This is a genomic window from Methylovirgula sp. 4M-Z18, assembly GCF_037890675.1.
Lineage (GTDB): Bacteria > Pseudomonadota > Alphaproteobacteria > Rhizobiales > Beijerinckiaceae > 4M-Z18.
In genome coordinates, this window is record NZ_CP149574.1 from 4,612,201 (window position 1) to 4,636,468 (window position 24,268).

Sequence of the window (24,268 nt, forward strand, 5' to 3'; positions counted from 1 at the left end):
GATCAGTTCCCATCTTTGTTTTTAGCCGTCGCGACGGCGCGCAGGATTTGATCCACTACCCAGTCGAGCCGTTCTTTGACCTCGTCGTTGGTGAATCTAAGCTCGAAATATCCGTACGACTCGATCGCCGCTCTTCTCGCCATGTCATATTCGAGTTGGTGATCGTGCTGCTTCCCGTCCAATTCGATGGTGAGTTTACATTCCGCGCAGCAAAAGTCGGCAATATGTCCGGCGATTGGATGTTGGCGGCGAAACTTCAGGCCGCCGAGTCGGCGCCCGCGCAGACAAAACCAGAGCAACTCTTCTGCTGAAGTTTGAGTCGCGCGCAATTTGCGGGCGATTTCGATGTATTTAGACATTGCGTGGAATATGTTTCCACTCAATGGTTGTTGCGGCAAGCAAATGCTGCAAAAATCACTAGGCGCGACCCCTCATCCGTCACGCTTCGCGTGCCACCTTCTCCCTATGGGAGAAGGAAGGCGTGATGATTCATAGTGGCCATCATCCACCCGCATAAATCTTCAAAAACCCCTCCGTCGCAGCTCGAACCACACTGTCATCGTCCCGCACCACCGGCATGCCGATCAGCCTCGGCCAAAACACGCTTTCCTTGATCATGCCTAGAAACTGTTGCGCGGCGAGCAGCGGATCGGCGATTGTGAGGCGGCCGCGCGCGCTTTCCGCGGCGAGATAATTTTGCACCAGCCCGATCGCCGGACCCTTGCCGCTTTTGAAAAACTCGGCGGCAATCTCGGGCAGGCGTTCCTGTTCGGCGGCGATCAGGCGCAGCAGGCCTAAAATTTCCGGTTTGCGCAAATGGGCGAGAATAACTTTAGCCAGTTTCGGCAGCGCGACCTCCGGCTCCTCGTGATTGTTCGCGAGCAACGTTTCCGCGTCGAGCAGGTCCTTGTAGAGATGCGCGATCACTGCGCCAAAAAGCTCGTGCTTGGAGGGATAGCGGTTGTACACCGTGCGCTTCGAAACGTTGGCCGCCGCGGCGATCTCGTCCATCGTCGCGACTTCGTAGCCGCGTGCAAGAAAGGTCGTCGTCGCAGCGGCCAGAATCGCGTCGCGCTTGGCTTCCGAACGGGGCGACAGAATTTCTCTTGACATTTTCCGATCCAGAATTACACTACACAGTGTAGTTTTAATCCTCCCCAAACATTACCGGATAGGACCCTCCATGCGCAATCGTGTTCTTGGATCGAGCGGCATTGCCGTTGCGGAAATTGGTCTTGGCTGCATGGGCATGTCGGAATTCTACGGCCCCTCGGACGAGGCCGAGTCCCTTGCCACATTGAACCGCGCCCATCACTTGGGCGTCACCTTCTACGACACCGCCGAAACCTACGGTTCCGGCCACAACGAAAGCCTTGTCGGACGCTTTCTGAAAGAGCACCGGGATGTGAAAATCGCCACGAAATTCGGGATCGTCCGCACCCCCGGCACCTATGAGCGGCGCATCGACAACAGCCCCGACTATATCGCCCGCGCCTGCGAGGGCTCGCTCCAACGCCTCGGCGTCGAGACGATCGATGTCTATTACGCCCATCGCGTCAATCCGGCGCAGCCGATCGAGGAGACCGTGGGCGCCATGGCGCGACTCGTGGAACAGGGCAAGGTCCGCGGGCTCGGCCTGTCGGAAGTGTCCGCCGCCACCTTGCGCCGCGCCCACGCCGTCCACCCGATTTCGGCGGTGCAGACCGAATACAGCCTGTGGACGCGCGACGTGGAAGCCGAGATTCTGCCCACCTGCCGCGAACTTGGCATCGCCTTCGTGCCTTATTCGCCGCTTGGCCGCGGCATGCTGACAGGCGCGATCACCTCGACGGACAAGCTCGCGGACAGCGATTTCCGCCGCCGGTCGCCGCGTTTCCAGGGCGATAATTTCGAGGCCAACCTGCGCCTGGTCGAGACGGTCAAGAAGCTGGCCGCCGCCAAGGGCTGCACGCCCGGTCAGATCGCGCTCGCCTGGCTGCTCGCGCAGGGCGACGACATCATCCCGATTCCGGGGACGCGGCGGATCAAATATCTGGAAGAGAACGTCGCCGCCGCCGATGTGGCCTTAAGCCCGAACGACCTCACGGACATCAACGCGATGCTGCCGGCCGGCGCCGCCGCGGGGGCGCGCTATCCGGAAGCGGGGATGACCGGCATCAACGCGTGACGGGCCGGCTGCCCTTCTCCCGCAGCGTCGCCGCGGGAGAAGGGTGGCCGACGAGAATCTTGGATTGATTTTGTTCATTTTTCGTTCTATGTTTAAAACAGTTAGAAGCCAAAGCCACACGCCGTGCTGTTTCACGTTTTGAAGCGAATTCTGCTGCTGGGGGAACTCCGGGGCATGGAATGAAAAATTTTTGGGATCACACTAATAGAGCGAATAACCATTCAATATCAATGTGATAGCCAGGATATGGGGCGGACTCCAACGACCTCCGTCTGCCTTCGACGTTCTTACATATTGATATGATAGGGCTTGCCTGGCGGAAATTACTTATTAGAATAATTCTAATCTAATTGCCCTGGAGCCTCCCGGTGAAAAATTTCTCCGAATTGTCCGAACAGGAAATCCTTGCCATCGCCGTCAGTTCCGAAGAAGAGGACAGCCGGATTTACCTGACCTTCGCCGATAAATTGCGCGACCAATATCCGGCTTCCGCGAAAGTCTTCGAGGAAATGGCGGAGGAGGAGAAGCACCATCGCCATATGTTGCTCGAGAGCTACGAGCAGCGCTTCGGCCCCAATCTGCCGCCGACCCGGCGCGACGACGTCAAAGGGTTCTTGAAGCGCAAGCCGATCTGGCTCTTGAAAAACCTAACCCTCGACATGATCCGCAAACAGGCGGAAACGATGGAATTCGAGGCTGCGCGCTTCTATGCCAAGGCGGCGGAACGGGCGCAGGACATCGGCACCCGCAAATTGCTCGCCGATCTTGCCGAGGAAGAAAAGGGCCACGAAAGCCTCGCCTCGAAACTGGTCGACGCCAATCTCACTTCCGGTGCGACGGCGGCCGAGAACGAGACGCACCAGCGGATGTTCGTGCTGCAATATGTGCAGCCGGGCCTGGCGGGCTTGATGGACGGCTCGGTCTCGACCCTCGCACCGCTCTTTGCCGCCGCGTTTGCGACCGGCGTGAACTGGTCGACCTTTCTCGTCGGTCTGGCCGCCTCGCTCGGCGCCGGCATCAGCATGGCCTTTGCCGAGGCGATCTCGGATGACGGCTCGCTCACCGGGCGCGGCTCGCCCATGATTCGCGGCGCGGTGTGCGGCCTGATGACGACGGTCGGCGGCCTCGGCCATAGCCTGCCCTATCTCGTGCCGGATTCCTTGCCCAATCACTTCAAGATCGCGACGACGATCGCCTCGATCATCGTCTTCATCGAATTGTGGGCGATCGCCTGGATCCGTAACAAATATATGGATACGCCTTTCCTGCAGGCGGTTTTCACCACCGTGGTCAGCGGCGTGATCGTGTTCCTGGTCGGCATTTTCATTGGCGCGGCATAGGGCCTTTTGTCGCTCAATAAAATCCGATCGGGAAATACTTCAGATATAGATCGGTGTAGATGCCCTTCTCGGCAATCTTCGCCAAGGCATAATCGATGGCGCGGCGGATCAGTACATTGCCGGGTTTCAGCGCAATGCCCGCGCCTTCGCCGAAATAGGCGGGATCGAGATACGGCCCGCCTTTGAACATACAGCAATTCTTCGCATCGGCGCTGCCGAGCCAGAGGCTCGATGCGATGCCGTCGCCGAACATCGCGTCGATCGCACCGCTGCGCAAATCCGCGTGCAATGCGTCGGCCGCTTCATAGCGCTTGATCTGCGCCTGCGGGAAAAACGTGTCGAGATAGGCCGCATGGGCGCTATGGGCAAGGACGCCGATGGTCTTGCCTTTCAAGGCTTGCGCCGAAATGTCCTGGAGATTCGAGTCGCGCCGAGCGATGAAGCGCGCCGGTGTCTTGTAATAGGGGGTGGTGAAGGCGAAAACGCGTCGGCTGCGCGGCGTGATCGCAATTGAAGCGACGGCGGCATCTGCCTGATTGGCATCGAGCGCCTCCGCCATCAAGTCCCAGCGCCGCACCTGGATCGAACAGGTGAGCTGCAATTCCTGGCAGATCGCGCGCGCGAGATCGACATCGAAGCCGCTTAAGCTGCCGTCCGGCAGCAGGAAATGAAACGGCGGATCGTCATCCTCGGTAATGATGCGCAAGCCGCGCAGCGCGCTCACGTCCGGCTTGGCGGCATGGTGCTGCGGATCCCAAAGATTGGGCAGATACGGCGGCGCATCGGCCGCAAACGCGCGCAACGGCAATAATCCAAGCAACAGGGACGCAATCAAGAAAATCCGCCGCAATGTCTTGCCTCAGTCCTTCATCCCCGGGGCCCCTCGGCTTGACCTAGCATATCGCCGCGCGTTCACCAATTTCGCCGCAAGAAACGGAGCGTTCGATCTTCAGCCATGCGCTACATCCCGCGCATCAACGGAGATCAACCTCATGCACAAGACCATCGAACCTGGGATCCTTTATTTCGGTACGCCGGTCGTGCTGATCAGCACGCTCAACGAGGACGGTTCGCCGAATCTCGCGCCGATGTCATCGGCCTTCTGGCTCGGTTGGCGCTGCGTGCTCGGCCTCGGCACTGCGTCGCAAACCGTGCGCAATCTGCGCCGCACCCGCGAATGCGTTCTCAATTTGCCGTCGGTCGATCTCGTCGGTGCGGTGGACCGCCTGGCGCTGACCACCGGCACGAATCCGGTGCCGTCTTACAAGGCACAGCGCGGCTATCGCTTCGAGGCCAACAAATTCGCGCGCGCCGGTTTGACGCCCGTCGCGTCGCAGACGGTTGAGCCGCCGCGCGCGCTCGAATGCCCCGTGCAGCTCGAGGCGGTGGTCGAAGCGATCCACGGCATCGGCGACGAGGACGAGGCCTTGCGCGGTCGCATCGTCACCATCGAGACGCGCATTCAGCGCGTGCATGTCGTCGAGGAAATTCTCATGACCGGCGTCGAGAACCGGATCGATCCCAACAAATGGCGCCCGCTGATCATGAGCTTTCAGCACTTCTACGGCCTGGGACCGCAGGTTCATCCCTCGGCCCTATCGCAGATTCCGGAAAGCCTGTATCGCAGCCCCGATGTCGACCGCGCCCGGCTGCTGCAAATGGCCTGACGATAAGAACTTCGGCCGGCGATCATCGTTCAGAACACTTGCGCAATGATCCGGCCGATCTCGGCGTGGACGCTGTTCAGCACATCCGGCGATTCGCTCGACCCCGTGTAATAGACGGTCGCCAGGATCGGCGTGCCGCTGGGTGGGCGAATCATCGCGATCGTATTGGCCGTGCCGTTGTCGCCGGTGCCGGTTTTGTCGCCGATGCGCCAGGACGGCGGCAGCCCGGCGCGCAATCTCTTGCCGGCCACCTGATTGCCGATCATCCAAGTCTCGAGCTGCGCCCGCGAGGCGGCGGACAGTCTGTCGTCCAACAGAATTGCGTCGAGATCGCGCTGCATCGCCGCGGGGCTGGTAGTGTCGCGCACGTCGCCGGGAATCGCCGTGTTCAACGTCGGCTCGGTGCGGTCGAGCCGCGTCACGCGATCGGCGACATCGCGTGCGAAACGGGTGATCGCGGACGGGCCGCCGAGCTCGCGCAACATCAGATTCGCCGCCGTATTGTCGCTCCACTGAATCGCCGCCGCGCACAAATCGCCGAGCGCCATCTGTCCCTCCGCCACATGCCGTTTGGCAATCGGCGCATAGGATAGAAGATCGGCCTGCCCGTAGGCGATGGCGCGGTCGAGATGTTCCGCACCCGCATCGACGCGCTTCAGAATCGCCGCGGCGGCAAGAAATTTGAACGTGCTACACATCGGAAACAATTCATCGGCGCGATGGGCGATCGTCAGATTGCCGCCGCTCTCGCCAATGGCGACGCCGAGCCGTCCGCCATGTTCTTGTTCGAGCGCAACGAGGCGCGCATTGGCCGCGTCGATCGCAGCGGCAGGCACGGTCGCGGCCCGAGCAGCAAGCGGCAGCATGAAGGCGGAAAGACCAGCAACGAAGGCGCGGCGATGAAGTAAAAGACGCATGAACATGTCCTCGAGATGATTTCAATCGAATGCGGCCCAGTCATCGGCGGCGTTTGTGTCACGGATAAGTCCTGTCTGTTGCAAATCTCTGCACAATTGCGCGCATTGACGGAGTGCATCGAGAATAAGAATGTCGAAAGCGTCATGATTCGCATTCTCTCCATCTCCGGCAGCTTGCGCGCGCAATCGTCTAACACCAGCCTCTTGCAGGCGGCGCGCCACCTCGCGCCGCCGGACATGACGATCACGCCCTATGATGGCCTGGCCGATCTGCCGCATTTCAATCCCGACCTCGAAGCGGTGCTTCCCTTACCCGTGCGGAATTTGCGCGAGCGTGTCGGCGATGCCGATGCGCTGCTGATTTGCTGCCCGGAATATGCGCGCGGCATTCCCGGCTCGTTCAAGAATGCGCTCGACTGGCTGGTCGGCTGCACACGTTTTCCCGGCAAGCCCGTGGCGCTGTTCAATGCCTCGGCGCGCGCCTCCGCCGCGCAAGCGGCCTTGCGCCTCGTGCTCGAAACCATGTCCGCCCATATTGTCGACGACGCCTGCATCACCGTGGACCTGCTGGCCAAGGGATTGAGCCCTAAAGCCATCGCCGCCGACCTGGCCATCGCCGTGCCGGTCAGGGTGGCCCTTGCCACCCTCGCGGCGGAGGTTCGCAGAGCGACCGGCGACTGAAGCTGCGGGGCGGGCTGCGATTTCCACCGCCGCGTGCGAGATCCCGTACAGGTCGATCCTTGATCTTTCGCCAATCCACGCTTGCGCGGTGTATTTTTGTCACCTAGCCATTATGATTGTTGCACCGGGCGCGTTGTTGGACCATGGTTCCGGCTGATGCGGTATTAGCCGCGGCCCCGGCTATCAAACGCCGCTCCATAAAAAAAACCGAACGCACCAAGAATCGCCGATCCGTGCCATCGCGGCAAACTTTCGGCGAAGGTCGAATCAGACAGGAGTGTTCCATGAGCAGGAAAGCAGCCATCGTCGAATATATTCGCTATGCGCTGACGGATCACTCACCGGAAGAACTGATCGACGCATACCGTGAAGCCGGTACCCATCTTGCTGCAGCCCCGGAATGCCTTGGCTACGAGCTTTGCGCGTCAGACGACGATCCGAGGAGCCAGATCCTGCGCATCGTCTGGACCTCGGCTGATGCCCATATCGACGGGTTCCGGCGCGGGCCGAACTTTCCGCCCTTCTTGAAGGCCATCGGCCCGTTCGTCGGCGAAATCGCCGAAATGCGGCATTATCACCGCACGGGCGTGGAGTGGAGGCGCTAGGACGACGACCTACGCCACAATTTCCGTTTCTCACCTCGGGCAATTTGCATTAGGGTGCGCGGCTCTGTCGTAACCCCCTCTTGCTCCTTGTCTTTGGAAGAAAAATGTCTGCCGTGCCGTCCTCCGTTTCCTCTCCCGCCGCCCCGACCTTCCGGGATGCGGTGCTTGGCTCAAGCACCTGGCCGTTCGAGGAGGCGAAAAAGCTCGTGGCACGGGTGCAGCGAACGGGCCAGACCGAGGTCCTGTTCGAGACCGGCTACGGCCCCTCGGGCCTGCCGCATATCGGGACGTTCGGCGAGGTGGCGCGGACCCTCATGGTGCGGCACGCCTTCGAGATTTTGACCGAGGGCAAGATCAAGACCCGGCTGATCGCCTTTTCCGACGACATGGATGGCCTGCGCAAAGTGCCAGAGAACGTCCCGAACCGGGACATGATGGCCGGCTATCTCGGCATACCCTTGTCGCGCGTGCCGGATCCCTTCTCGAACGAATACCCCTCGTTCGGCGCGGCGAACAACGCGCGCCTGCGTGCCTTTCTCGACCGTTTCGGCTTCGATTACGAATTTGCCTCCTCGACCGATTATTATGCCGCGGGCCGGTTCGATGCGATGCTGCTGCGCATGCTCGAGGTCTACGACAAGGTGATGGCGATCATCCTGCCGACGCTGGGACCGGAGCGCCGCGAAACCTACTCGCCCTTCCTCCCCGTCAGCCCGCGCACCGGCAAGGTGCTGCAGGTGCCGATGGTGGCGCGCGATCCCGCCAAGGGGACCGTGACCTATATCGATCCCGACACCGGCGAACGAATAGAAACGCCCGTGACCGGCGGCCATGTGAAGTGCCAGTGGAAGGCCGACTGGGCCTTGCGCTGGGCGGCGCTCGGCGTTGATTACGAAATGGCCGGCAAGGACCTCATCGACTCGGTCAAGCTCTCGGGCGAGATCGTCAAGGCTTTGGGTCTGAAGCCGCCGGAAGGCTTCAACTACGAATTGTTTCTCGACGAGCAGGGCAAGAAGATTTCGAAGTCGCTCGGCAACGGCATTACGATCGAGGATTGGCTGACCTATGCCAGCCCCGAAAGCCTGTCGCTGTTCATGTATTTGAAGCCGCGCGAGGCGAAGAAGCTGCATTTCGACGTCATTCCGCGCGCCGTCGACGATTATCTGAATTACCTGGAAGCCTATCCGCGCCAGGATTGGAAGAACCGTTTGGGCAATCCGGTCTGGCACATTCACGCCGGCAATCCACCGGCGGCGGAGTCGCTCGACGAAAGCGGTGGGCGCGGCAGCGGCGTCAGCTTCTCGATGCTGCTCAATCTGGTGGCCGTCGCCAACAGCGAGGACCCGAAGGTCGTGTGGGGTTTCCTGCGCCGCTATGCGCCCTCGGCCTCGCCGGAGAATCACCCGCGCCTCGACCGGCTTATCGGTTACGCCATCGCCTATTACCGCGACTTCGTGCGTCCGGCGAAGCACTACCGTCTGGCGGACGACGTGGAGCGCGAGGCGCTGCAGAAGCTCAGCGACGCTCTGGGCGCGATCCCCGCCGGCGAGGTGAGCGCCGAGGCGGTGCAGACCGCGCTTTACGACGTCGCGCGGCCGATCCCGCGTTATCAGGATTTCAAGGCGAAGGGTGCGACGGCGGAACGGCCCGGCGTATCCAATGTCTGGTTCTCCACGATCTATCAAATCCTGCTCGGTGAAGAAAAGGGACCGCGCTTCGGCTCTTTTGTCGCGCTCTACGGCATCAACGAGACGCAGGCGCTGATCGCCAAGGCGCTCGCCGGCGATTTGGTGCGGGAGCATGAAGCGTTCCTCGCGGCGCGCGCAGCTAAATAATGAAAGAACGGGCTGCCGCCTTGCATCGCCGCAGCCCATTCAATGCGGCGATGCAGGATAAATATGGTCAGCGCCACGAAACAGGTTTAGCCTACGGGTTCTGTTCCTCGCTCCCGACAGGAGACTGACATGGGACTCAAGGATATCGCCGTTTTTATCGACTCGGATGCGAAAGCGGATCGCGCAACGGCCTATGCGCTCTCGCTGGCGCGCAGTTTCGACGCCCATGTCACCGGCATCGCCACGGCCATCGATATGCTGATCCCCGCACCGATGATGGGCGAGATTCCGAGCGACGTCTTTGTCGCGGCCTTCGAGAAGGCGCAGGACGTCGCCAAGCAGGCCTGCGCCAATTTCGCCGCCGCCGCCAAACGGCAACACCTGCTCTACGACACGCATCTGATCGCCGGTCTGCCGGGCGCCGTTTATGAACGTTTCGCGCGCTTCATCCGGCATTTCGATCTGACCGTCATCCAGCAGCCGACGCCCGAAACCCTCGGCGACGAGGCGGCCTTCATCGAAACGGCGCTCTTCCGCTCCGGCCGCCCCGCGCTTGTAGTGCCGCACAATTGGGACAAACCCTTTAAATGCGAGCGGATCATCGTCGCGTGGAATCAGAGCCCGCCTGCGGCTCGCGCGATCAGCGATGCGCTGCCGCTCTTGAAGCTCGCAAAATCCGTCGAAGTGGTCACGGTGGAAAATTCCGCCGAAACCGATATCGACCTTCCCGGCTTCAACATCACGCGCCATCTCGCTCGCTACAATGTCAATGCCAAATTGAACAAGCTCTCGGGCAAGACCGATGTCGCGACGCAAGTGCTGTCCCGCCTGCATGAACTTGAATCGGATCTCTTGGTGATGGGCGGCTATGGCCATTCGCGCATCAGCGAATTCATTTGGGGCGGTGCGACGCGGGGCATTCTGAAGGCGATGACCGCACCGGTTTTCATCGCGCATTAGGACCCGTCGACCGTTGCGAAATGTCTGCTTCGCCTTCCTCTTCCTCGGCATTGCGCCGGCGGCCCAGGCGTTCGACCTGACCGTCGTGAACACGTCCAAAGATGCACTCACGCATCTCTTCCTCTCGCCCGCCGGCGCCAACCAATGGGGCGACGATCAACTCGATGCGGACGACGACGATGTCACGATGCAGCCGGGCGAGAACTTTATCTTCAAGGGCCTGAGCGGCGGCGCCTATGACGTGAAATTCTCCAAGGATGAGGAAAGCGATACGGGCTGCATTTTGCACAACGTGCAGGTCAATGCGGACACCAAGGCCGAAATCACGAGTGAGCTTCTTGCCTCGTGCCCGAAATAGACGTACGCGGAGCCGCCGGCGTCTCGCCTGCAGCACAGCCGAGCGGAGCATGTCGTGGCTTTCATCTATAAAATCGTGACAGCCGAGCAATGGCGCATCGCGGAGCGGGACGGCGTTTTTGCCGGTGCACCGGTCGATCTTGCCGACGGTTACATCCATTTCTCAACCGCCGAACAAGTACGCGAAACGGCGGCGAAGCATTTTGCCGGACAGAATGATTTGCTGCTCGCCGCGATTCCCGTCGCCGCGATTCCCGATGGCCTGAAATGGGAGCCGTCGCGCGGCGGTGCGCTCTTCCCGCATCTCTACGGCACGCTCGATCCCAAATGGGCGGCGTGGGTGAAGCCATTGCTTCTTTGTGTTGACGGCAAACATGCTTTTCCGGATTTGTCCGCATGAGAACGCTGATCGAACCGTTGGGCCTCGCCTTTTTACATGCACTCGAGCCCGAACGCGCCCATGGCCTGACCTTGAAGGCGCTAAAAAACTTGCCGCTGCCGCGCGGCCCGAACGACCGGCGTCTGGCGGTGCGCGCCTTCGGCCTCGATTTTCCCAATCCGATCGGCATGGCGGCGGGCTTCGACAAAAACGCCGAAGTGCCCGACGCGCTGCTGCGTCTCGGCTTCGGCTTTGCCGAATGCGGCACGCTCACACCGAAACCGCAAAGCGGCAATCCGCGCCCGCGTATTTTCCGCCTGCCGGCCGATGTCGGGCTGATCAACCGGCTCGGCTTCAACAACGAGGGCCATGATGCGGCGCATGCGCGGCTCGCGGCGCGAAAAGCCATCGGCACCGTCGGCGTCAATATCGGCGCGAACAAGGATGCTGCGGATCGCGCTGCCGATTATGTCGCCGGCATCAAGCGTTTCGCCGATGTGGCGAGCTATTTCACGGTGAACATTTCCTCGCCCAACACGCCGGGCCTGCGCGATCTGCAGCAGGCGGCGGCGCTCGACGATCTGCTCGCGCGCGTACTTGCGGCACGCGACGAGACGAGCGCACAGCATGGTCGCAAGCCGGTGCTGCTCAAGATCGCGCCCGATCTGACTCTCGCTGATCTCGACGACATCGTGCGTGTCGCGCGCGCCCGCGCGATCGACGGCATGATCCTTTCGAACACGACAATCACGCGGCCGCAGAGCTTGGCGGAAGTGCAGGTGGCGAAAGAGCAGGGCGGTCTCTCGGGCAAGCCGCTGTTTCCGCTGGCGACCTACATGCTGGCGCAGACCTATCAGCGCGTCGAAGGCCAGTTTCCGCTGATCGGCGTCGGCGGCATCGACAGTGCGCAGGCCGCCGTCGAAAAGATCCGCGCCGGCGCAAGCCTCGTTCAGCTCTATTCGGCGCTGGTGTTCAAAGGGCTCGCGCTCATCGACGACATCAAACGGGGCCTCGTCGATGAACTGGTGCGACGGAAGCTCAACTCCATCGCGACGCTGACCGGCACCGGTGCGGCGGAATGGGCCGCGCGCCACTCATAGTTTCAGTTCGGCGATCACCGGCGCATGGTCCGAGGGGCGCTCCCAGCCGCGCGCCTCCTTGAGCACCTGCATGCCATTCAAGGACGGCGCCAAGGACGGGCTGAGCCAGATGTGGTCGAGGCGGCGGCCCTTGTCGGCAAGCTCCCAATTGGGCGAGCGATAGCTCCACCAGGTATAGAGTTTCTGGTCCGCGGGCACTTTGGTGCGCATCGCATCGACCCAACTGCCGGCGGCCTGCGCCGCATTGAGCTTTTCCACTTCGATCGGCGTGTGGCTGACCACGGAAAGCAGCGCCTTGTGGCTCCACACGTCATGTTCGAGCGGCGCGATATTGAGATCGCCGACCAGAATCGCGTGTTCGCGCGTCACGTCGCCCTTTCCGAACCAGTCGGTCATTTCATCGACAAAACCGAGCTTATGCGCGAATTTCTCATTGATCGCCGGGTCCGGCTCGTCGCCGCCGGCCGGCACGTAGAAATTATGGATCACGATTCCTTTGGCCTTGCCGCTGGCAATGCGCGCGCTCACGTGGCGCGAATCGTTCTTGCCGCAAAATGCACGCTTTTCGATCTCGACGAGCGGCACTTTCGACAGGGTGGCGACGCCGTGATAGCCTTTCTGGCCATGGATCGCCATGTGCGGATAGCCCGCCTTCTTGAATTGCGCGGTCGGAAATTCCCCGTCAGGGCATTTCGTTTCCTGCAGGCACAAAACGTCCGGCGCCTGTTCGGCAAGAAATTTCAAGACGATCGGCAGGCGCAGGCGGACGGAATTGATGTTCCAGGTGGCGAGTTTCAAAGGCATGGGCAGGTTCCATGGAATCGAAGGCATCGTTTCCCTGAAACTACAGGCAACCGGCGCGGCGCCATAGCCCGGCCACGGCTTTTGGGGGGCTTATGCAACGCAAATGCGCATGACGGCGCCCGCGGCCCGTGGCATCATCGGATTCGTCACAGCCGCTCATGCGCTGCGACCGACCCCGGACCGGACCAAGGAGTTGCGAGATGCGCCCGACCAAACTCGACCCGGATGCCCGCACCGCGGCGCTCGGCACCCTGCCGCAATGGACCTACGACAGCGCGCGCGATTCGATCAGCCGCAGCTTCCGCTTTAAGGATTTCAATGCCGCCTTCGGCTTCATGACCCGCGCGGCGCTGATCGCCGAAAAAATGGACCACCATCCCGAATGGTTCAACGTTTACAATAAGGTCACCGTGACCCTCGTCACCCACGACGTGAAGGGCCTGTCGGAATTGGACGTGCAATTGGCGCAGGCGATGGATGCGCTGGCGGGATAGAAATAAGGAAGCAAGTTTCGAGCATATGGGCGCGTATTGTAATGCTCATGCCTTATTTGCATTCCTGCTGAGCCCGTTCGAGCGCCTGTTTGAACCCGGTTAAGATATAAGTATCTTGCTCAGTGCTGCCCTTCATGAGCGGAACGCTAATTTCGAGCTTGCCGCTTCGTTTCATAGTTTCGACGACCTGATCTTCCTCGGCAACGTTCTTGATCCAGGCATTGCCTCCCTTGGCGATGAGGTCGAATGACCGGCTCCCAAGTTGAGCTGTCGCTCCGTCGGCACTGTCCTTCAGCGGCAAGCCCATCATGACCGAAAACTCGTTCTTGATATGCTGCGCAGGAATTACCGAAATGAATAGGTGTGCATCATCACGTTTCAGGCCCTTTGGCTTGCGCTCTTTCGGCGTAGCTAAAGCATAGCATTCCTTGGCTTTGCCAGTAGTCACATAGGCGCTCCACTCGTCGAAGGTGCCGAGCAGCTGCGGTTTGCTGCCATCGGGAGCCGCTTCGGCGGCGACAGGTCTTTTCTTATGGGCGGCGAAACTTGACGAAACGGGTGCCAGGAGCAAGGCGGCGCCCAATGCGACGAGGGCAGAACGGGAAAGCGAAAATTTGCGAATCATGATGCCCAACATACTCCTTGGCGGCAATTGAAACGAGACCCGTTCCTTGAGCCACATTCATTGAATCAAATCGCTGCAAATCTTGTACAGGGAACATAGTTAACCAAAGATTTGCGACAGCCATGCGGACAGGGTTGATGCGCCGATAAAGGCGCGAAAAAAGGGGCAAAATTCCGGCAATTGCGGCAACGCTCGCGCGGCGCACAAAATGCGGTTAAAACATCGTCTCGCCAGCCCGAACGAATTGGCCCGCCCGGCCTTGGCTCCGGGTTTCCTCATGCGTCCAAACATGCAAGATTGGCGCCCCTTTAAAGCAGATAGGTAGACGTGGTCGAAGACCGGCTCAGCCAGCAGGATCAGATTGAGTTGATCGACCGCGTTGCCGCCTCCGGCGATCGCGACGCGTTTGCGCGCCTGTTCGACTATTTTGCTCCGCGCCTGAATGCCTATCTGCAAAAGCTCGGACTCGACCGCGGTGCGGCGGAGGAAATCGCCCAGGAGGTGATGGTGACCCTGTGGCGCAAGGCCGCCCTGTTCAATCCGGAAAAATCCTCCGTCGCCACCTGGCTCTACCGGATCGCCCGCAACCTGCGCATCGACCTGCAGCGGCGCGAGCGCCTCACCTTCGTCGATCCGCAGGACTCAGGGCTAGAGAACGTCGACAGCGACGAACCGGGGGCGGATATTGTCATGGAACTGCAATTGCGGGATGATCTGCTCCGCGCCGCCCTGGCGCACCTGCCGGAGGAGCAATTGGCCCTGGTCCGTTTTGCCTTCTTCGACGGGCTGTCCCATGCAGATATCGCCGTGCGCACCGGATTGCCGCTCGGCACCGTGAAATCGCGCATCCGCCTCGCCTTCGCGCGCCTGCGCCACATTTTGGAAACGACTACGTCAGACACGGATAGGTAGGGGTCTCCATGAAAGCTGTCCTGTGCCGCGCCTACGGACCGCCGGAAAATCTGGTGGTTGAAACGTTGAACGACCCGATCGCCGGACCGGGCGAAATCGTCGTCGAGACGACTTATATCGGCCTCAATTTCTTCGATACGCTGATCATCGAAAACAAATACCAGATCAAGCCGCCGCTGCCCTTTTCGCCGGGCGCGGAATTTGCCGGCCGCATCGGTGAAATCGGCGCCGATGTCACCGGCTTCCAGATCGGCGACCGGGTCATGGGCTTCATCGGCTATGGTGCCTGCCGGTCGAAGGTGCTGTGCAAGGCCGCGGATCTCATCCACATTCCCGAGGGCCTGTCGGACGAGCAGGCGGCGGGCCTGACCGTGACCTATGGCACTGCCCTGCACAGCCTGAAACAGCGGGCGCAGATGCGCCCGGGCGAGACTTTGGCGGTTCTCGGCGCGTCGGGCGGCGTCGGCATTGCGGCGGTGGAAATCGGCCGCCTGATGGGCGCCAAGGTGATTGCCTGCGCCTCGAACGAGGAAAAACTTGCCTTCGCCGTGCAGCACGGGGCGTCCGAGCGGGTCGACTACGGTCATCAGGATCTCAAGGAAGCTTTGCGCACCCTGACCGGCGGCAACGGCGTCGATGTGATTTACGATCCCGTCGGCGGGCAACTCAGCGAGGCAGCGCTGCGCTCCATCGCCTGGCAGGGCCGGTTTTTGGTCGTCGGCTTCGCCTCGGGCGAGATTCCGAAAGTGCCGCTCAATCTCGCTTTGCTGAAAGGATGCGATGTGCTGGGCGTGTCCTGGGGGGAATTCGTGAAACGCTCGCCGCAAGGCCATCGCGAGAATATGGCGCAGCTCGCCGCCTGGGCCGCGACCCGGACGCTTTCGGCGCATGTGCATGCCGTCTACCCGATGGAACAGATCGCAACGGCGCTGGGCGTCATCCGCCGCCGCGAGGCAAACGGCAAAGTGGTGATCAAGGCTTGAACGGAGCGCGGCCATCCTGGCCGTATGGGTTGCGTTGTCGCATGCGGCCTGGAAGGCCGCGTTCCATTCAACTATTGCAAGGCTTTCTTCAGCTCCGGCAGCAGGACCGCCTGCATGCTCTCTTCGGTCAGCGGGCCGACGAATTTGTAGGCGATCGTGCCGTCACCCCGCACGATGAAGGTCTCCGGCACGCCGTACACGCCCCAATCGATGCCGACCCGGCCCGACGAATCGTCGCCGATCTGCGCATAAGGATCACCCTTCGCGCCTAGGAACCGGCGCGTGTTTTCCGCTTCGTCCTTGTACGCCATGCCAAAGATGCGGACGCCCTTGGCGCGTAGATCCGCATCATTCGCAAGCTGCATCAGAATGGGATGTTCCTCGTGGCAGGGCACGCACCAGGAGGCGAAGACATTGACCAGGGTGACATGGCCCTGCTGCAGATCGCTTTGCGAAAAGCCCTGCGCCTCAGGCATCGAGGCGGGCGGCGGCAATTGGAAGGCGGGCGCCGGTTTGCCGAGCAAGGCGGACGGGATGCGCGAGGCGTCGCCGGCGCCGAGCCGCACGTAAAACAGAATCGCCAGCGCGATGAGAACGACGAGCGGCAGGAAAATGATGACGCGCCGGACACTGCCGGTGTTTGTCTCAACCGATGTCATGCGTCGCGATCGTCCTTGAATTTCGTCAAGGCGCGCATCAGGCGGCGGTAATCCAGCCAAGCGGCCGCAATCATCGCCGCCACGACGACGCCGGCGACCGCATAGGCGGCGAGAATGAAGCCGGTATGCGGATCTTCGATCATGACGCCAGCATCCTTGCAGCATTCGGCCCATCGGCACCTTGTGCCGCGAGCAGGGTTTGACGGCGCAGCTTGCGGCGCAAAATCTCGTTACGGGTCCGCATCAGATGCAATGTTACGAACAGCAGCGTTGCTGCAAGCGCCATGACGAAGAGCGGCCACAACATCGATGCGGGCAAGGTCGGCCCGTCCATCCGGAACACCGATTCCGGCTGATGCAATGTATTCCACCAATCGACGGAGAATTTGATGATCGGCAGATTGATCACCCCGACGAGGGTCAGGATCGCAGCGGCGCGGCCGGCAAGCCCCGTCTCCTCCAAGGTCTGCCACAGAGCAATGAGGCCGAGATAGATCAGGAGCAGCACGAGTTCGGACGTGAGCCGCGCGTCCCACACCCACCAGGTGCCCCATGTCGGCTTGCCCCAGAGCGAGCCGGTGACAAGGCAAATGAAGGTGAAGCCCGCGCCAAGGGGCGCTGCGGCCTTTTGCGCCGCATCGGCCAGCGGATGCCGCCAGACCAAGGTGCCGAGCGCCGAGACTGCCATCGAGGCATAGATCAGCATCGACAGCCAGGCTGCGGGCACGTGGATATACATGATCCGGACCATCTCGCCCTGCTTATAATCGGCGGGGGAAGCGAAGAAGGCGAGATAGAGGCCGATGGCGAACAGCACTGCCGAGGCGGCGGCGAACCAGGAAATGATCCGCGCCGCGAAGACGAGAAAGCGCGCCGGATTGGCGTAGGCGGAGAGGCGCGCAGACAAGGGTTGAGTTTGAGATGCCATCGGCAACATCTAGCACGTTTCGCCCCGCTCCCGCACCACCAACCGGACGTCCGGTTGGTGCAGCCTTGCGCGTCGATTTCGGGCCGGCCCGTGGTCGCCGCGGAGAGTCAAGGAACGCGACCGCTTACTCCGCGGCCCGCTTCATTTCCGGATAGACGCAGTGATCGCCTTCGGCGGCGACCGGCGTCGCATTCGCGAAGGGCAGGCCGAGCGTGTGCCACACATCGACCAGCGCATCGACGAGATCGCTGATATGCTCGTCCTTGTGGAACGGCGTCGGGGTGATGCGCAAGCGCTCGGTGCCGCGCGCCACGGTCGGGTAATTGATCGGCTGGATGTAAATGCCGTGTCGCTCCATCAACAGGTCACTCGCAGCCTTGCATTTCTCCGGATCGCCGACGAACACCGGCACGATATGCGAGGGGTTCGGCATCACCGGCAGGCCGGCTTGGGTCAGCGCATGCTTGGTATGGCCGATCTGGCGCTGGTGCGCCCGGCGCATCGCCTCACCCGCCTTTGACAGCCGGACGGCCATGGTGGCCGCGGCGGCGATGGCCGGCGGCAGGGCGGTGGTGAAAATGAACGACGGCGCGAAGCTGCGCACCGCATCGATCAGCACTTTCGATCCGGCGATATAGCCGCCGAGCGTGCCGAAGCCTTTGGCGAGCGTGCCCTCGATGACGTCGATCTGATTGGCAAGACCCTCGCGCTCGGTGACGCCGCCGCCATGCGCGCCGTAGAGGCCGACCGCATGGACCTCGTCGATATAGGTCATCGCGCCGTAGGTCTTGGCGAGGCGTGCGATCTCCTTGATCGGCGCGATATCGCCGTCCATGGAATAGAGGCTCTCGAAGACGATCAGCTTCGGCCGGTCGCCGGCCGCGCGCAGCAAGTCTTCGAGATGGGCGACATCGTTGTGCCGGAAAATCTTGCGCTCGCAGCCCGCGCGCTTGATCCCCTCGATCATCGAATTGTGATTGAGCGCATCCGACAGGATGAGGCAGTTCGGAATGAGCTGGGCGATGGTCGAAATGCCGGCGAGATTCGAGACCCAGCCGGAGGTGAAGACGAGCGCCGCTTCCTTGCCGTGCAGGCTGGCGAGTTCCGCTTCCAGTTCGACGATCGGATGATGGGTACCGGAAATGTTGCGTGTGCCGCCGGCGCCGACGCCGAGCCGCCCCGCTGCCTCCTGGCAGGCGGCGATCACCTGCGGATGGCGGCCCATGCCGAGATAATCGTTCGAGCACCAGATCGTGACTTCCCGCGGCTCGGCCTGCGGGGCCGGGCGCCATTGCGCGGTGGGGAAACGCTCCGCATCACGCTCGAGATCCGCAAAAACCCGGTAGCGACGCTCGCTCCGGAGTTTGTCGATGGCGCTGCCAAAATAGCGCTCGTAATCCATTTTTCGTTCCTGTGCCCGCGGGTTTATGCCGGTTTTTGATTGGTTCTAAAGTCTCATACAGCCTTTTAGCACCAAGCGCGAGTGACAGATTGACCTAGGACAAAAGGACGAGATTTGTGCAGTGCAGCACGCACTGTTGCGTTCGCTTGAGAATGCCGTAATGATCGCGCGGGTCAATATATTGCGTGCAGGAGCTACTATGCTTAAGGAATTTAGAGATTTTGCCATGAAGGGCAATGTGGTCGACCTCGCCGTTGCCGTGATCATCGGTGCGGCCTTTGGCGCGATCGTGCAATCCTTGGTCGGCGACATCGTCATGCCGATTATCGGCGCGTTCGGCAAAGCCGATTTCTCCAATTATTTCATTCAGCTCACCGGCGAGCATGCGACCAACCTTACCGACGCCAAAAAGGCTGGCGCGGTCCTCGCCTACGGCAGCTTCCTGACCTATGTGGTCAACTTCGTGATCATCGCCTTCGCGCTGTTCCTGGTGATCAAGCTGATCAACACGTTGAAAAAGCAGGACGCGCCGCCGCCGGCCCCGCCCGCACCGACCAAGACCGAAGTGCTGTTGCAGGAAATCCGTGACGCTTTGGTGAACAAGTAATTCGAGGCGGACGGGTTGGGATTGGCGCCGACAGTGCATCCAACGGGATGCAATTCTGTCCGCGCCGTTGCGGCAAGACTGGCAGAATGCTATAACCTACTGAACACACTTAGCTATTCGCTCTATCAGTTCGTTCCCAAAATTGGTTTCGACCTTAACAATCGTCTACCGCCGCCGAATGGAACGTTGACTGCAGCTTGAAGTTCAAGTCGTCGCAACAACTTCAAACAGCAAATGTCACAATTTAGAACAAAAGAAGAACTGCGTCAAGACGCACGTCCGATTGATACAGGACAAAATCATGGATCGTGAGCGGGTGTTAAAGCATGTCGACTACAGATGGAATTGCGACGCGCGGATGAGGCAGTGGCCGATCGTGAGCTTCTTTAACGGGCGTACGGTCAAGCCAGCATCCTTTATGAAATCGAGATATCAAACTTGCGCAGCCTTACCTCCGACCGTGCGATGATCTTTGCCATCAAAAACTGTCATTTCCCCTTGCCCGAACCGCGCCGTATGGTCTCACTTTCGAATCGATGGGGCAAAACGTGGGCGCGGCTGCCATAATAACTGATAGTTCCTTCCTCTCCGCCGCGCGGGCGGAAGCTTTGGCCGCGCCGGAAAGCGGCATCGTCGAAGTCTACAATTACGGCCGCGGCCGCCAGGGACTCATTCCGCTCTGGGTCGGCGAAGGGGATTTGCCCACCCCCGCTTTCATCAGCGAAGCGGCGACCCGTTCACTTGCCGCCGGCGAGACCTTCTACACCTACCAGCGCGGCATTCCGGAATTGCGCGCCGCAATCGCCGCCTATATGAGCCGTGTCTACGGGCCGCTCCATGGTGCGCCCTTCGCGCCGGAGCGCTTCTTCGTGACCACTGGCGGCATGCTGGCGTTGCAGATCGCCATCCGCATCGTCGCGGGCAATGGCGATAGCGTGCTGGTCCCGACCCCGGCCTGGCCGAATTTCGCCGGAGCCATCCTGACCGCCGGCGCCGTCCCGGTCGATGTGCCGATGACGCTCACCGCAGGTGAGACCCCGCGCTGGCATCTCGATCTTGAAGTGCTCGAAGCGGCGATCACGCCGAATACCAAAGCCATGGTGATCAACACGCCCTCCAACCCCACCGGATGGACGGCAACGCGTGAAGAACTCGTCGCGCTTCTCGACCTCGCGCGCCGGCACGGTCTGTGGATCATCGCCGACGAAATCTATGGCCGCCTCGTCTATGACGGCGATCGCGCGCCGAGCTTCCATGACCTGATCGACGAACACGACCGCGTCATGTTCGTCCAGACCATGTCGAAAAATTGGGCGATGACCGGCTGGCGCATCGGCTGGCTCGAAGCGCCGCCCGTACTCGGCCAGGTGATCGAAAACCTCATTCAATATTCGGTGTCCGGCTTGCCGGTGTTCATCCAGCGCGCGGCCGTCGCCGCCCTGGAGCGGGGCGAGGGCTTCATCGCCCATCAGATCGCCCGCATGACGGAGAACCGCGACGTGCTGTGCGATGCGCTCGCGGCCACTGGCCGCGCCCGTTTCGCCCGGCCGGAGGGCGCGTTCTATCTCTTCTGCGCGATCGACGGCGAACCCGACACGCGCAAGCTCGCGCTGCGCCTTATCGACGAAGCCCTGGTCGGCGTCGCGCCGGGCTCGGCCTTCGGCACGGGCGGGGAGGAATATCTACGCATCTGCCTCGCCCGCAAACCTGACGACACGGCGGAAGCGGCGCGGCGGTTGCGGGTGTGGTTAGGCGGATAAAATTGCGGAGGGTTGGAAATGACTGTTGAGAAGCCATTGAAACCCGCAAACGAAAGTATTTGGTATTGTCTTCTCACGCTTCACGGCGAACTGACCGACGGCGCTGACGCAGACAACAAAGAGATCCACGGCGAAAACCTCTTTCTGTGGAACGCTTTTCGCGTTTGCGTCCTTGGGCAGACGGAGGATCCAAAGACATATATCGGCATAGCCAATCGATTTGGCCAGAATTTGCCGAATAAGAACTTTGAAGCATTCGTAGCAAATCGCTTACAAAAGAGAATGGGCGCTGCAGCACGTTTACCAGGTCCCGAAGAAGCCATTGATCTTTCCGGCCTAAAGTTTGACAAACCTGTATCGTTTGCAGGTTTTCTGCTCCCGAGTCATCTATCATTCGAAGGCAGCCATTTTATAAAAGGGATTTCATTCGAGGGGGTACAGTTCAAAAAATTCATCCAGCAAGCAGCCGCTGATGAAATCTCGTTCAAAAATGTCGAGATAAACGCAGGCATGGACCTATTTAATACTGCGTTTTCGCAGAAGGTCGACTTTCAAGGGCTTACGGTTCGAGACGGTGATACGATTTTTCGACAGGTACATTTTCAGAACGGTGCGGATTTTACTGACGCCAAATTTGAACACGTCACGTTTTCAGGCAGTCATTTTTCTGTGGCGGCACTCTTTGATTCGGCGCAATTTGGGCGCGCACAATTCCGATTATGCAAATTTTATAATTCAACTAAGTTCACCGGAGCTAATTTTGTTAAAGCGACTGAATTCGTTCAGGTAGAATTTTTCGGCTCCGCACACTTTGATAACGTTCGCTTTGAAAATCCAGTTCTCTTTGACGGATGTAGATTCCTGCCGAACACCGAGCTCGGTGCGTCAACTGTGTTTCAGTTCGTCCGCTTTGACAACCGAGCCAGTTTCTTGAAAACCGAATTTGGAATCGCTCTGGTTTTCAAAAGCTTTATCTTTAATGGTGACGCAAGCTTTGAGGGATGCATATTTTCCAATGTAAGATTTGGCGATCTGCGATCCGATGGTAAGCAGCTCGTCCTCCCCAAAGAGTATGTTCAAGATGCTTCGGCTCCTAGTTTGGCGGTCTTTTCCGCGAAGGCTGATTTCCGAAACGCCGAGTTGAAGAACCGGTTCTCTTTTCACAAAGTCAATTTCAAAAAGTTTGTACCCGATTTCAGGGGCGCCCGCATGCATGAGGCAACAGAATTCAACGATGTGATATGGCCGCAACCGCCCACGCCTGAAAATATTGAAGATGTCTATCAGCACGTTTGGGCATATGAACGCCTCAAAATGGAAATGGATCGACTGAAGAAACACGCTGACGAACAATTCTTCTTCCGCAAGGAGCTGAGAGTTCGCCGTATGCTGGAAAAATCTCCATCGGCACGAGCTCTGGATTGGTTGTACGAAATATCGAGCGACTACGGCGGCAGCGTCAAAAGACCGCTAGAATGGATTGGCGGCATTCTAGCGGTTAGTTTGTGCACGATTACAGCTTCGCGCTATTGTTACGGGCATGAAAAATTTTGGACGGCTTTCCGTCATGCTCGCGATAATACCGTAGGAAATTTTATATCGTTCTTATCGTCCGCTAAAGACCTGTCGTCTCATAGCTCAACATTTGAGAAATACGTCGGAATCCTCGAGGGATTTTCGACAGCAATTTTTCTCTTTCTCTTGATCTTGGCGCTTCGCAATAAATTCAGATTAAAGTAGCGGGCGGACCGCGAGTTTGCGGCCCGCCAGCAGACTGACGATGTTTAAGCCGCGATCGACAGTGCTTTTTCCAAAAGATCCATGCCTTCGTCGACGATCTTGTCCTCGGCGGTGAGCGGCACGAGAATGCGGATCGTATTGTTGTAGACGCCGCAGGAGAGCAGCACCAGGCCGAGGTCGAGGGCCTTGGAGGTCACGCGCTTGGTCGCATCCGCATCGGGCTCGACCGAGCCGTGATGCTTGACGAGTTCAAAGCCGATCATCGCGCCGGGGCCGCGGATGGCGGCGATGGGCAGCAGGTCGTTGCGATGTTGCAGCGCCTCGAGCCGCGCCCTGATTTTCGCGCCCATGGCGTTCGAGCGCTCCAGCAGCTTCTCGTCGCGGATGACGTCAAGAACGGCGAGCGCTGCGGCGCAGGCGACCGGCGAACCGGCATAGGTGCCGCCCAAACCGCCCGGCTCCGGCCCGTCCATGATCTCGGCCTTGCCGATCACGCCCGACAGCGGGAAGCCGCCGGCGAGGGATTTCGCAATGGTGATCATGTCCGGCTCGACGCCGGAATGCTCGATGCCGAACATCTTGCCCGTGCGGGCAAAGCCAGTCTGCACCTCGTCGGCGATCAGCAGAATGCCGTGGTCGTCACAGATCTTCCGCAAGGCGACGAGCAATTCCGTCGGCGCCTCATAGAAGCCGCCTTCGCCCTGCACCGGCTCGATGATGATCGCGGCGACACGCTCGGGATCGATGTCCGCCTTGAACAGGAAGTTGAGATATTTCAGCGAATCTTCAACGGTCACGCCGTGATGCGGGATCGGGAAGGGGACGTGGAACACGTCGGCCGGCATAGCACCGAATTTCTTCTTATAGGGCAGCACCTTGCCGGTCAGCGCCATGGTCAAGGTCGTGCGGCCGTGGAAACCGCCGGTGAAGGCGATGACGCCGCCGCGGCCGGTATAGGCGCGTGCCGTCTTGATGGCGTTTTCGACCGCCTCTGCGCCAGTCGTATAAAGCGCGGTCTTGGCTTCGCCCTTGAACGGCGCCAGCTTGTTCAGGCGCTCGCACAATTCGACATAGGGCTCATACGCCAGCACCTGGAAGGCGGTGTGGGTGAAGAGCTTTAACTGCTCCTCGACGGCGGCCATGACCTTGGGGTGGCGATGGCCGGTGTTGAGCACGGCGATGCCGCCGGCAAAATCCACATAGCGCTTGCCTTCCACATCCCAGATTTCCGCGTTTTCCGCGCGCGCGGCGTAAACGGACGTAGCATGCGCGATTCCGCGCGGCACGGCGGCGTTGCGGCGGGCAAGCAAAGAGGCATTGGACATAAAAGAGCTCCAGACGAATGT

General features: G+C 60.3%; 27 protein-coding genes. 16 read left to right on the plus strand and 11 right to left on the minus strand.

Translation table 11 applies throughout. From position 1 onward, the window contains the following. Positions 1-2 precede the first annotated feature (2 nt). Both V9T28_RS21345 and V9T28_RS21350 read right to left on the minus strand, forming a co-directional pair. Entirely contained in the window at positions 3-359 is a 357-nt protein-coding gene (locus V9T28_RS21345; protein ID WP_116401137.1) for an endonuclease domain-containing protein, read from the minus strand. Positions 360-501: 142 nt separating this feature from the next. Continuing rightward, entirely contained in the window at positions 502-1,113 is a 612-nt protein-coding gene (locus V9T28_RS21350; protein WP_116401138.1) for a TetR/AcrR family transcriptional regulator, read from the minus strand. Between the two features lie 70 nt (positions 1,114-1,183). Here V9T28_RS21350 and V9T28_RS21355 point away from each other — a divergent pair, with 70 nt between their 5' ends. Both V9T28_RS21355 and mbfA read left to right on the plus strand, forming a co-directional pair. Continuing rightward, on the plus strand, positions 1,184-2,167 hold the full coding sequence (locus tag V9T28_RS21355) for an aldo/keto reductase (RefSeq protein WP_116401139.1): 984 nt from the start codon (positions 1,184-1,186) through the stop codon (positions 2,165-2,167). A gap of 368 nt (positions 2,168-2,535) precedes the next feature. Beyond that, on the plus strand, positions 2,536-3,507 hold the full coding sequence (gene mbfA / locus V9T28_RS21360; RefSeq protein WP_116401140.1) for an iron exporter MbfA: 972 nt from the start codon (positions 2,536-2,538) through the stop codon (positions 3,505-3,507). A gap of 13 nt (positions 3,508-3,520) precedes the next feature. On the opposite strand, the gene V9T28_RS21365 is transcribed toward mbfA, so the two are convergent. Then, a complete protein-coding gene (locus V9T28_RS21365; RefSeq protein WP_158554807.1) occupies positions 3,521-4,309 on the minus strand; it encodes a transporter substrate-binding domain-containing protein in 789 nt (262 codons plus the stop codon). A 190-nt stretch (positions 4,310-4,499) separates the two neighbouring features. Here V9T28_RS21365 and V9T28_RS21370 point away from each other — a divergent pair, with 190 nt between their 5' ends. Next, positions 4,500-5,174, plus strand: a complete 675-nt coding sequence (locus V9T28_RS21370; RefSeq protein ID WP_116401142.1) for a flavin reductase family protein — start codon at positions 4,500-4,502, stop codon at positions 5,172-5,174. Positions 5,175-5,203: 29 nt separating this feature from the next. Here the strand turns inward: V9T28_RS21370 and bla are convergent, their stop codons facing one another. Further along, positions 5,204-6,091 (minus strand): class A beta-lactamase, encoded by an 888-nt coding sequence (gene bla / locus V9T28_RS21375; protein WP_245424113.1) that lies wholly within the window; start codon positions 6,089-6,091, stop codon positions 5,204-5,206. A 144-nt stretch (positions 6,092-6,235) separates the two neighbouring features. On the opposite strand from bla, the gene V9T28_RS21380 reads away from it, so the two are divergent. The 7 genes from V9T28_RS21380 (at position 6,236) to V9T28_RS21410 (ending at position 12,008) form a co-directional block, all read left to right on the plus strand. Next, positions 6,236-6,772: an NADPH-dependent FMN reductase gene (locus V9T28_RS21380; RefSeq protein ID WP_116401363.1), complete on the plus strand. Its 537-nt coding sequence runs from the start codon at positions 6,236-6,238 to the stop codon at positions 6,770-6,772. A gap of 284 nt (positions 6,773-7,056) precedes the next feature. Beyond that, the gene (locus V9T28_RS21385) at positions 7,057-7,377 is read left to right on the plus strand and encodes a putative quinol monooxygenase (RefSeq protein WP_116401143.1); all 321 of its coding nucleotides are present in this window, start codon (positions 7,057-7,059) and stop codon (positions 7,375-7,377) included. A gap of 104 nt (positions 7,378-7,481) precedes the next feature. Beyond that, positions 7,482-9,212, plus strand: a complete 1,731-nt coding sequence (locus tag V9T28_RS21390) for a lysine--tRNA ligase (protein ID WP_116401144.1) — start codon at positions 7,482-7,484, stop codon at positions 9,210-9,212. Positions 9,213-9,341: 129 nt separating this feature from the next. Then, positions 9,342-10,172 (plus strand): universal stress protein, encoded by an 831-nt coding sequence (locus tag V9T28_RS21395; RefSeq protein WP_116401145.1) that lies wholly within the window; start codon positions 9,342-9,344, stop codon positions 10,170-10,172. Positions 10,173-10,185: 13 nt separating this feature from the next. After that, entirely contained in the window at positions 10,186-10,530 is a 345-nt protein-coding gene (locus V9T28_RS21400) for a hypothetical protein (RefSeq protein ID WP_116401146.1), read from the plus strand. 54 nt (positions 10,531-10,584) lie between these two features. Beyond that, positions 10,585-10,929, plus strand: a complete 345-nt coding sequence (locus V9T28_RS21405; protein WP_116401147.1) for a DUF952 domain-containing protein — start codon at positions 10,585-10,587, stop codon at positions 10,927-10,929. Beyond that, a complete protein-coding gene (locus tag V9T28_RS21410; RefSeq protein WP_116401148.1) occupies positions 10,926-12,008 on the plus strand; it encodes a quinone-dependent dihydroorotate dehydrogenase in 1,083 nt (360 codons plus the stop codon). The genes V9T28_RS21405 and V9T28_RS21410 overlap by 4 nt, the downstream gene beginning before the upstream one ends. Here the strand turns inward: V9T28_RS21410 and xth are convergent. Further along, positions 12,003-12,812 carry an exodeoxyribonuclease III gene (xth, locus tag V9T28_RS21415; RefSeq protein WP_116401149.1) on the minus strand — a complete coding sequence of 270 codons (810 nt, stop codon included), beginning with the start codon at positions 12,810-12,812 and terminating at the stop codon, positions 12,003-12,005. The genes V9T28_RS21410 and xth overlap by 6 nt on opposite strands. 200 nt (positions 12,813-13,012) lie before the next feature. Between xth and V9T28_RS21420 the strand changes: the two genes are divergently transcribed. After that, complete coding sequence (locus V9T28_RS21420; RefSeq protein WP_116401150.1) at positions 13,013-13,306, plus strand: 4a-hydroxytetrahydrobiopterin dehydratase; 294 nt, start codon at positions 13,013-13,015, stop codon at positions 13,304-13,306. A 52-nt stretch (positions 13,307-13,358) separates the two neighbouring features. On the opposite strand, the gene V9T28_RS21425 is transcribed toward V9T28_RS21420, so the two are convergent. Beyond that, the gene (locus V9T28_RS21425) at positions 13,359-13,988 is read right to left on the minus strand and encodes a hypothetical protein (protein WP_147306444.1); all 630 of its coding nucleotides are present in this window, start codon (positions 13,986-13,988) and stop codon (positions 13,359-13,361) included. A gap of 270 nt (positions 13,989-14,258) precedes the next feature. Here V9T28_RS21425 and V9T28_RS21430 point away from each other — a divergent pair, with 270 nt between their 5' ends. Continuing rightward, the gene (locus V9T28_RS21430) at positions 14,259-14,843 is read left to right on the plus strand and encodes a sigma-70 family RNA polymerase sigma factor (protein WP_245424114.1); all 585 of its coding nucleotides are present in this window, start codon (positions 14,259-14,261) and stop codon (positions 14,841-14,843) included. Positions 14,844-14,851: 8 nt separating this feature from the next. Beyond that, complete coding sequence (locus V9T28_RS21435) at positions 14,852-15,826, plus strand: NADPH:quinone oxidoreductase family protein (protein WP_116401152.1); 975 nt, start codon at positions 14,852-14,854, stop codon at positions 15,824-15,826. 71 nt (positions 15,827-15,897) lie between these two features. Here V9T28_RS21435 and V9T28_RS21440 read toward each other — a convergent pair whose 3' ends face one another. The 4 genes from V9T28_RS21440 to hemA form a co-directional block, all read right to left on the minus strand. Continuing rightward, a complete protein-coding gene (locus tag V9T28_RS21440) occupies positions 15,898-16,485 on the minus strand; it encodes a DsbE family thiol:disulfide interchange protein (protein ID WP_116401153.1) in 588 nt (195 codons plus the stop codon). Next, positions 16,482-16,628 carry a heme exporter protein CcmD gene (ccmD, locus tag V9T28_RS21445; RefSeq protein ID WP_116401154.1) on the minus strand — a complete coding sequence of 49 codons (147 nt, stop codon included), beginning with the start codon at positions 16,626-16,628 and terminating at the stop codon, positions 16,482-16,484. Before ccmD ends, V9T28_RS21440 begins: the two co-directional genes overlap by 4 nt. Then, positions 16,625-17,413 carry a heme ABC transporter permease gene (locus tag V9T28_RS21450; protein WP_199500155.1) on the minus strand — a complete coding sequence of 263 codons (789 nt, stop codon included), beginning with the start codon at positions 17,411-17,413 and terminating at the stop codon, positions 16,625-16,627. Before V9T28_RS21450 ends, ccmD begins: the two co-directional genes overlap by 4 nt. Positions 17,414-17,537: 124 nt before the next feature. Continuing rightward, positions 17,538-18,815 (minus strand): 5-aminolevulinate synthase, encoded by a 1,278-nt coding sequence (gene hemA, locus V9T28_RS21455; protein ID WP_116401155.1) that lies wholly within the window; start codon positions 18,813-18,815, stop codon positions 17,538-17,540. A gap of 199 nt (positions 18,816-19,014) precedes the next feature. On the opposite strand from hemA, the gene mscL reads away from it, so the two are divergent. From mscL to V9T28_RS21470, 3 genes are all read left to right on the plus strand, one after another. Next, complete coding sequence (mscL, locus tag V9T28_RS21460) at positions 19,015-19,422, plus strand: large conductance mechanosensitive channel protein MscL (RefSeq protein WP_116401156.1); 408 nt, start codon at positions 19,015-19,017, stop codon at positions 19,420-19,422. A 548-nt stretch (positions 19,423-19,970) separates the two neighbouring features. Next, complete coding sequence (locus tag V9T28_RS21465) at positions 19,971-21,182, plus strand: pyridoxal phosphate-dependent aminotransferase (protein ID WP_245424115.1); 1,212 nt, start codon at positions 19,971-19,973, stop codon at positions 21,180-21,182. 18 nt (positions 21,183-21,200) lie between these two features. After that, entirely contained in the window at positions 21,201-22,922 is a 1,722-nt protein-coding gene (locus tag V9T28_RS21470; RefSeq protein ID WP_116401158.1) for a pentapeptide repeat-containing protein, read from the plus strand. Positions 22,923-22,966: 44 nt separating this feature from the next. On the opposite strand, the gene gabT is transcribed toward V9T28_RS21470, so the two are convergent. After that, on the minus strand, positions 22,967-24,247 hold the full coding sequence (gene gabT / locus V9T28_RS21475; RefSeq protein ID WP_116401159.1) for a 4-aminobutyrate--2-oxoglutarate transaminase: 1,281 nt from the start codon (positions 24,245-24,247) through the stop codon (positions 22,967-22,969). Positions 24,248-24,268 lie beyond the last annotated feature (21 nt).

Coding starts and splice junctions, on each gene's coding strand:
- V9T28_RS21470 (WP_116401158.1), top strand. CDS start 21,201: ATGACTGTTGAGAAGCCATTGAAACCCGCAAACGAAAGTATTTGGTAT.
- V9T28_RS21425 (WP_147306444.1), bottom strand. CDS start 13,988: ATGTGGCTCAAGGAACGGGTCTCGTTTCAATTGCCGCCAAGGAGTATG.
- V9T28_RS21410 (WP_116401148.1), top strand. CDS start 10,926: ATGAGAACGCTGATCGAACCGTTGGGCCTCGCCTTTTTACATGCACTC.
- V9T28_RS21355 (WP_116401139.1), top strand. CDS start 1,184: ATGCGCAATCGTGTTCTTGGATCGAGCGGCATTGCCGTTGCGGAAATT.
- V9T28_RS21380 (WP_116401363.1), top strand. CDS start 6,236: ATGATTCGCATTCTCTCCATCTCCGGCAGCTTGCGCGCGCAATCGTCT.
- V9T28_RS21395 (WP_116401145.1), top strand. CDS start 9,342: ATGGGACTCAAGGATATCGCCGTTTTTATCGACTCGGATGCGAAAGCG.
- V9T28_RS21390 (WP_116401144.1), top strand. CDS start 7,482: ATGTCTGCCGTGCCGTCCTCCGTTTCCTCTCCCGCCGCCCCGACCTTC.
- V9T28_RS21385 (WP_116401143.1), top strand. CDS start 7,057: ATGAGCAGGAAAGCAGCCATCGTCGAATATATTCGCTATGCGCTGACG.
- gabT (WP_116401159.1), bottom strand. CDS start 24,247: ATGTCCAATGCCTCTTTGCTTGCCCGCCGCAACGCCGCCGTGCCGCGC.
- V9T28_RS21435 (WP_116401152.1), top strand. CDS start 14,852: ATGAAAGCTGTCCTGTGCCGCGCCTACGGACCGCCGGAAAATCTGGTG.
- V9T28_RS21440 (WP_116401153.1), bottom strand. CDS start 16,485: ATGACATCGGTTGAGACAAACACCGGCAGTGTCCGGCGCGTCATCATT.
- mscL (WP_116401156.1), top strand. CDS start 19,015: ATGCTTAAGGAATTTAGAGATTTTGCCATGAAGGGCAATGTGGTCGAC.
- V9T28_RS21370 (WP_116401142.1), top strand. CDS start 4,500: ATGCACAAGACCATCGAACCTGGGATCCTTTATTTCGGTACGCCGGTC.
- V9T28_RS21450 (WP_199500155.1), bottom strand. CDS start 17,413: ATGGCATCTCAAACTCAACCCTTGTCTGCGCGCCTCTCCGCCTACGCC.
- bla (WP_245424113.1), bottom strand. CDS start 6,091: ATGCGTCTTTTACTTCATCGCCGCGCCTTCGTTGCTGGTCTTTCCGCC.
- hemA (WP_116401155.1), bottom strand. CDS start 18,815: ATGGATTACGAGCGCTATTTTGGCAGCGCCATCGACAAACTCCGGAGC.
- ccmD (WP_116401154.1), bottom strand. CDS start 16,628: ATGATCGAAGATCCGCATACCGGCTTCATTCTCGCCGCCTATGCGGTC.
- xth (WP_116401149.1), bottom strand. CDS start 12,812: ATGCCTTTGAAACTCGCCACCTGGAACATCAATTCCGTCCGCCTGCGC.
- V9T28_RS21350 (WP_116401138.1), bottom strand. CDS start 1,113: ATGTCAAGAGAAATTCTGTCGCCCCGTTCGGAAGCCAAGCGCGACGCG.
- V9T28_RS21345 (WP_116401137.1), bottom strand. CDS start 359: ATGTCTAAATACATCGAAATCGCCCGCAAATTGCGCGCGACTCAAACT.
- V9T28_RS21420 (WP_116401150.1), top strand. CDS start 13,013: ATGCGCCCGACCAAACTCGACCCGGATGCCCGCACCGCGGCGCTCGGC.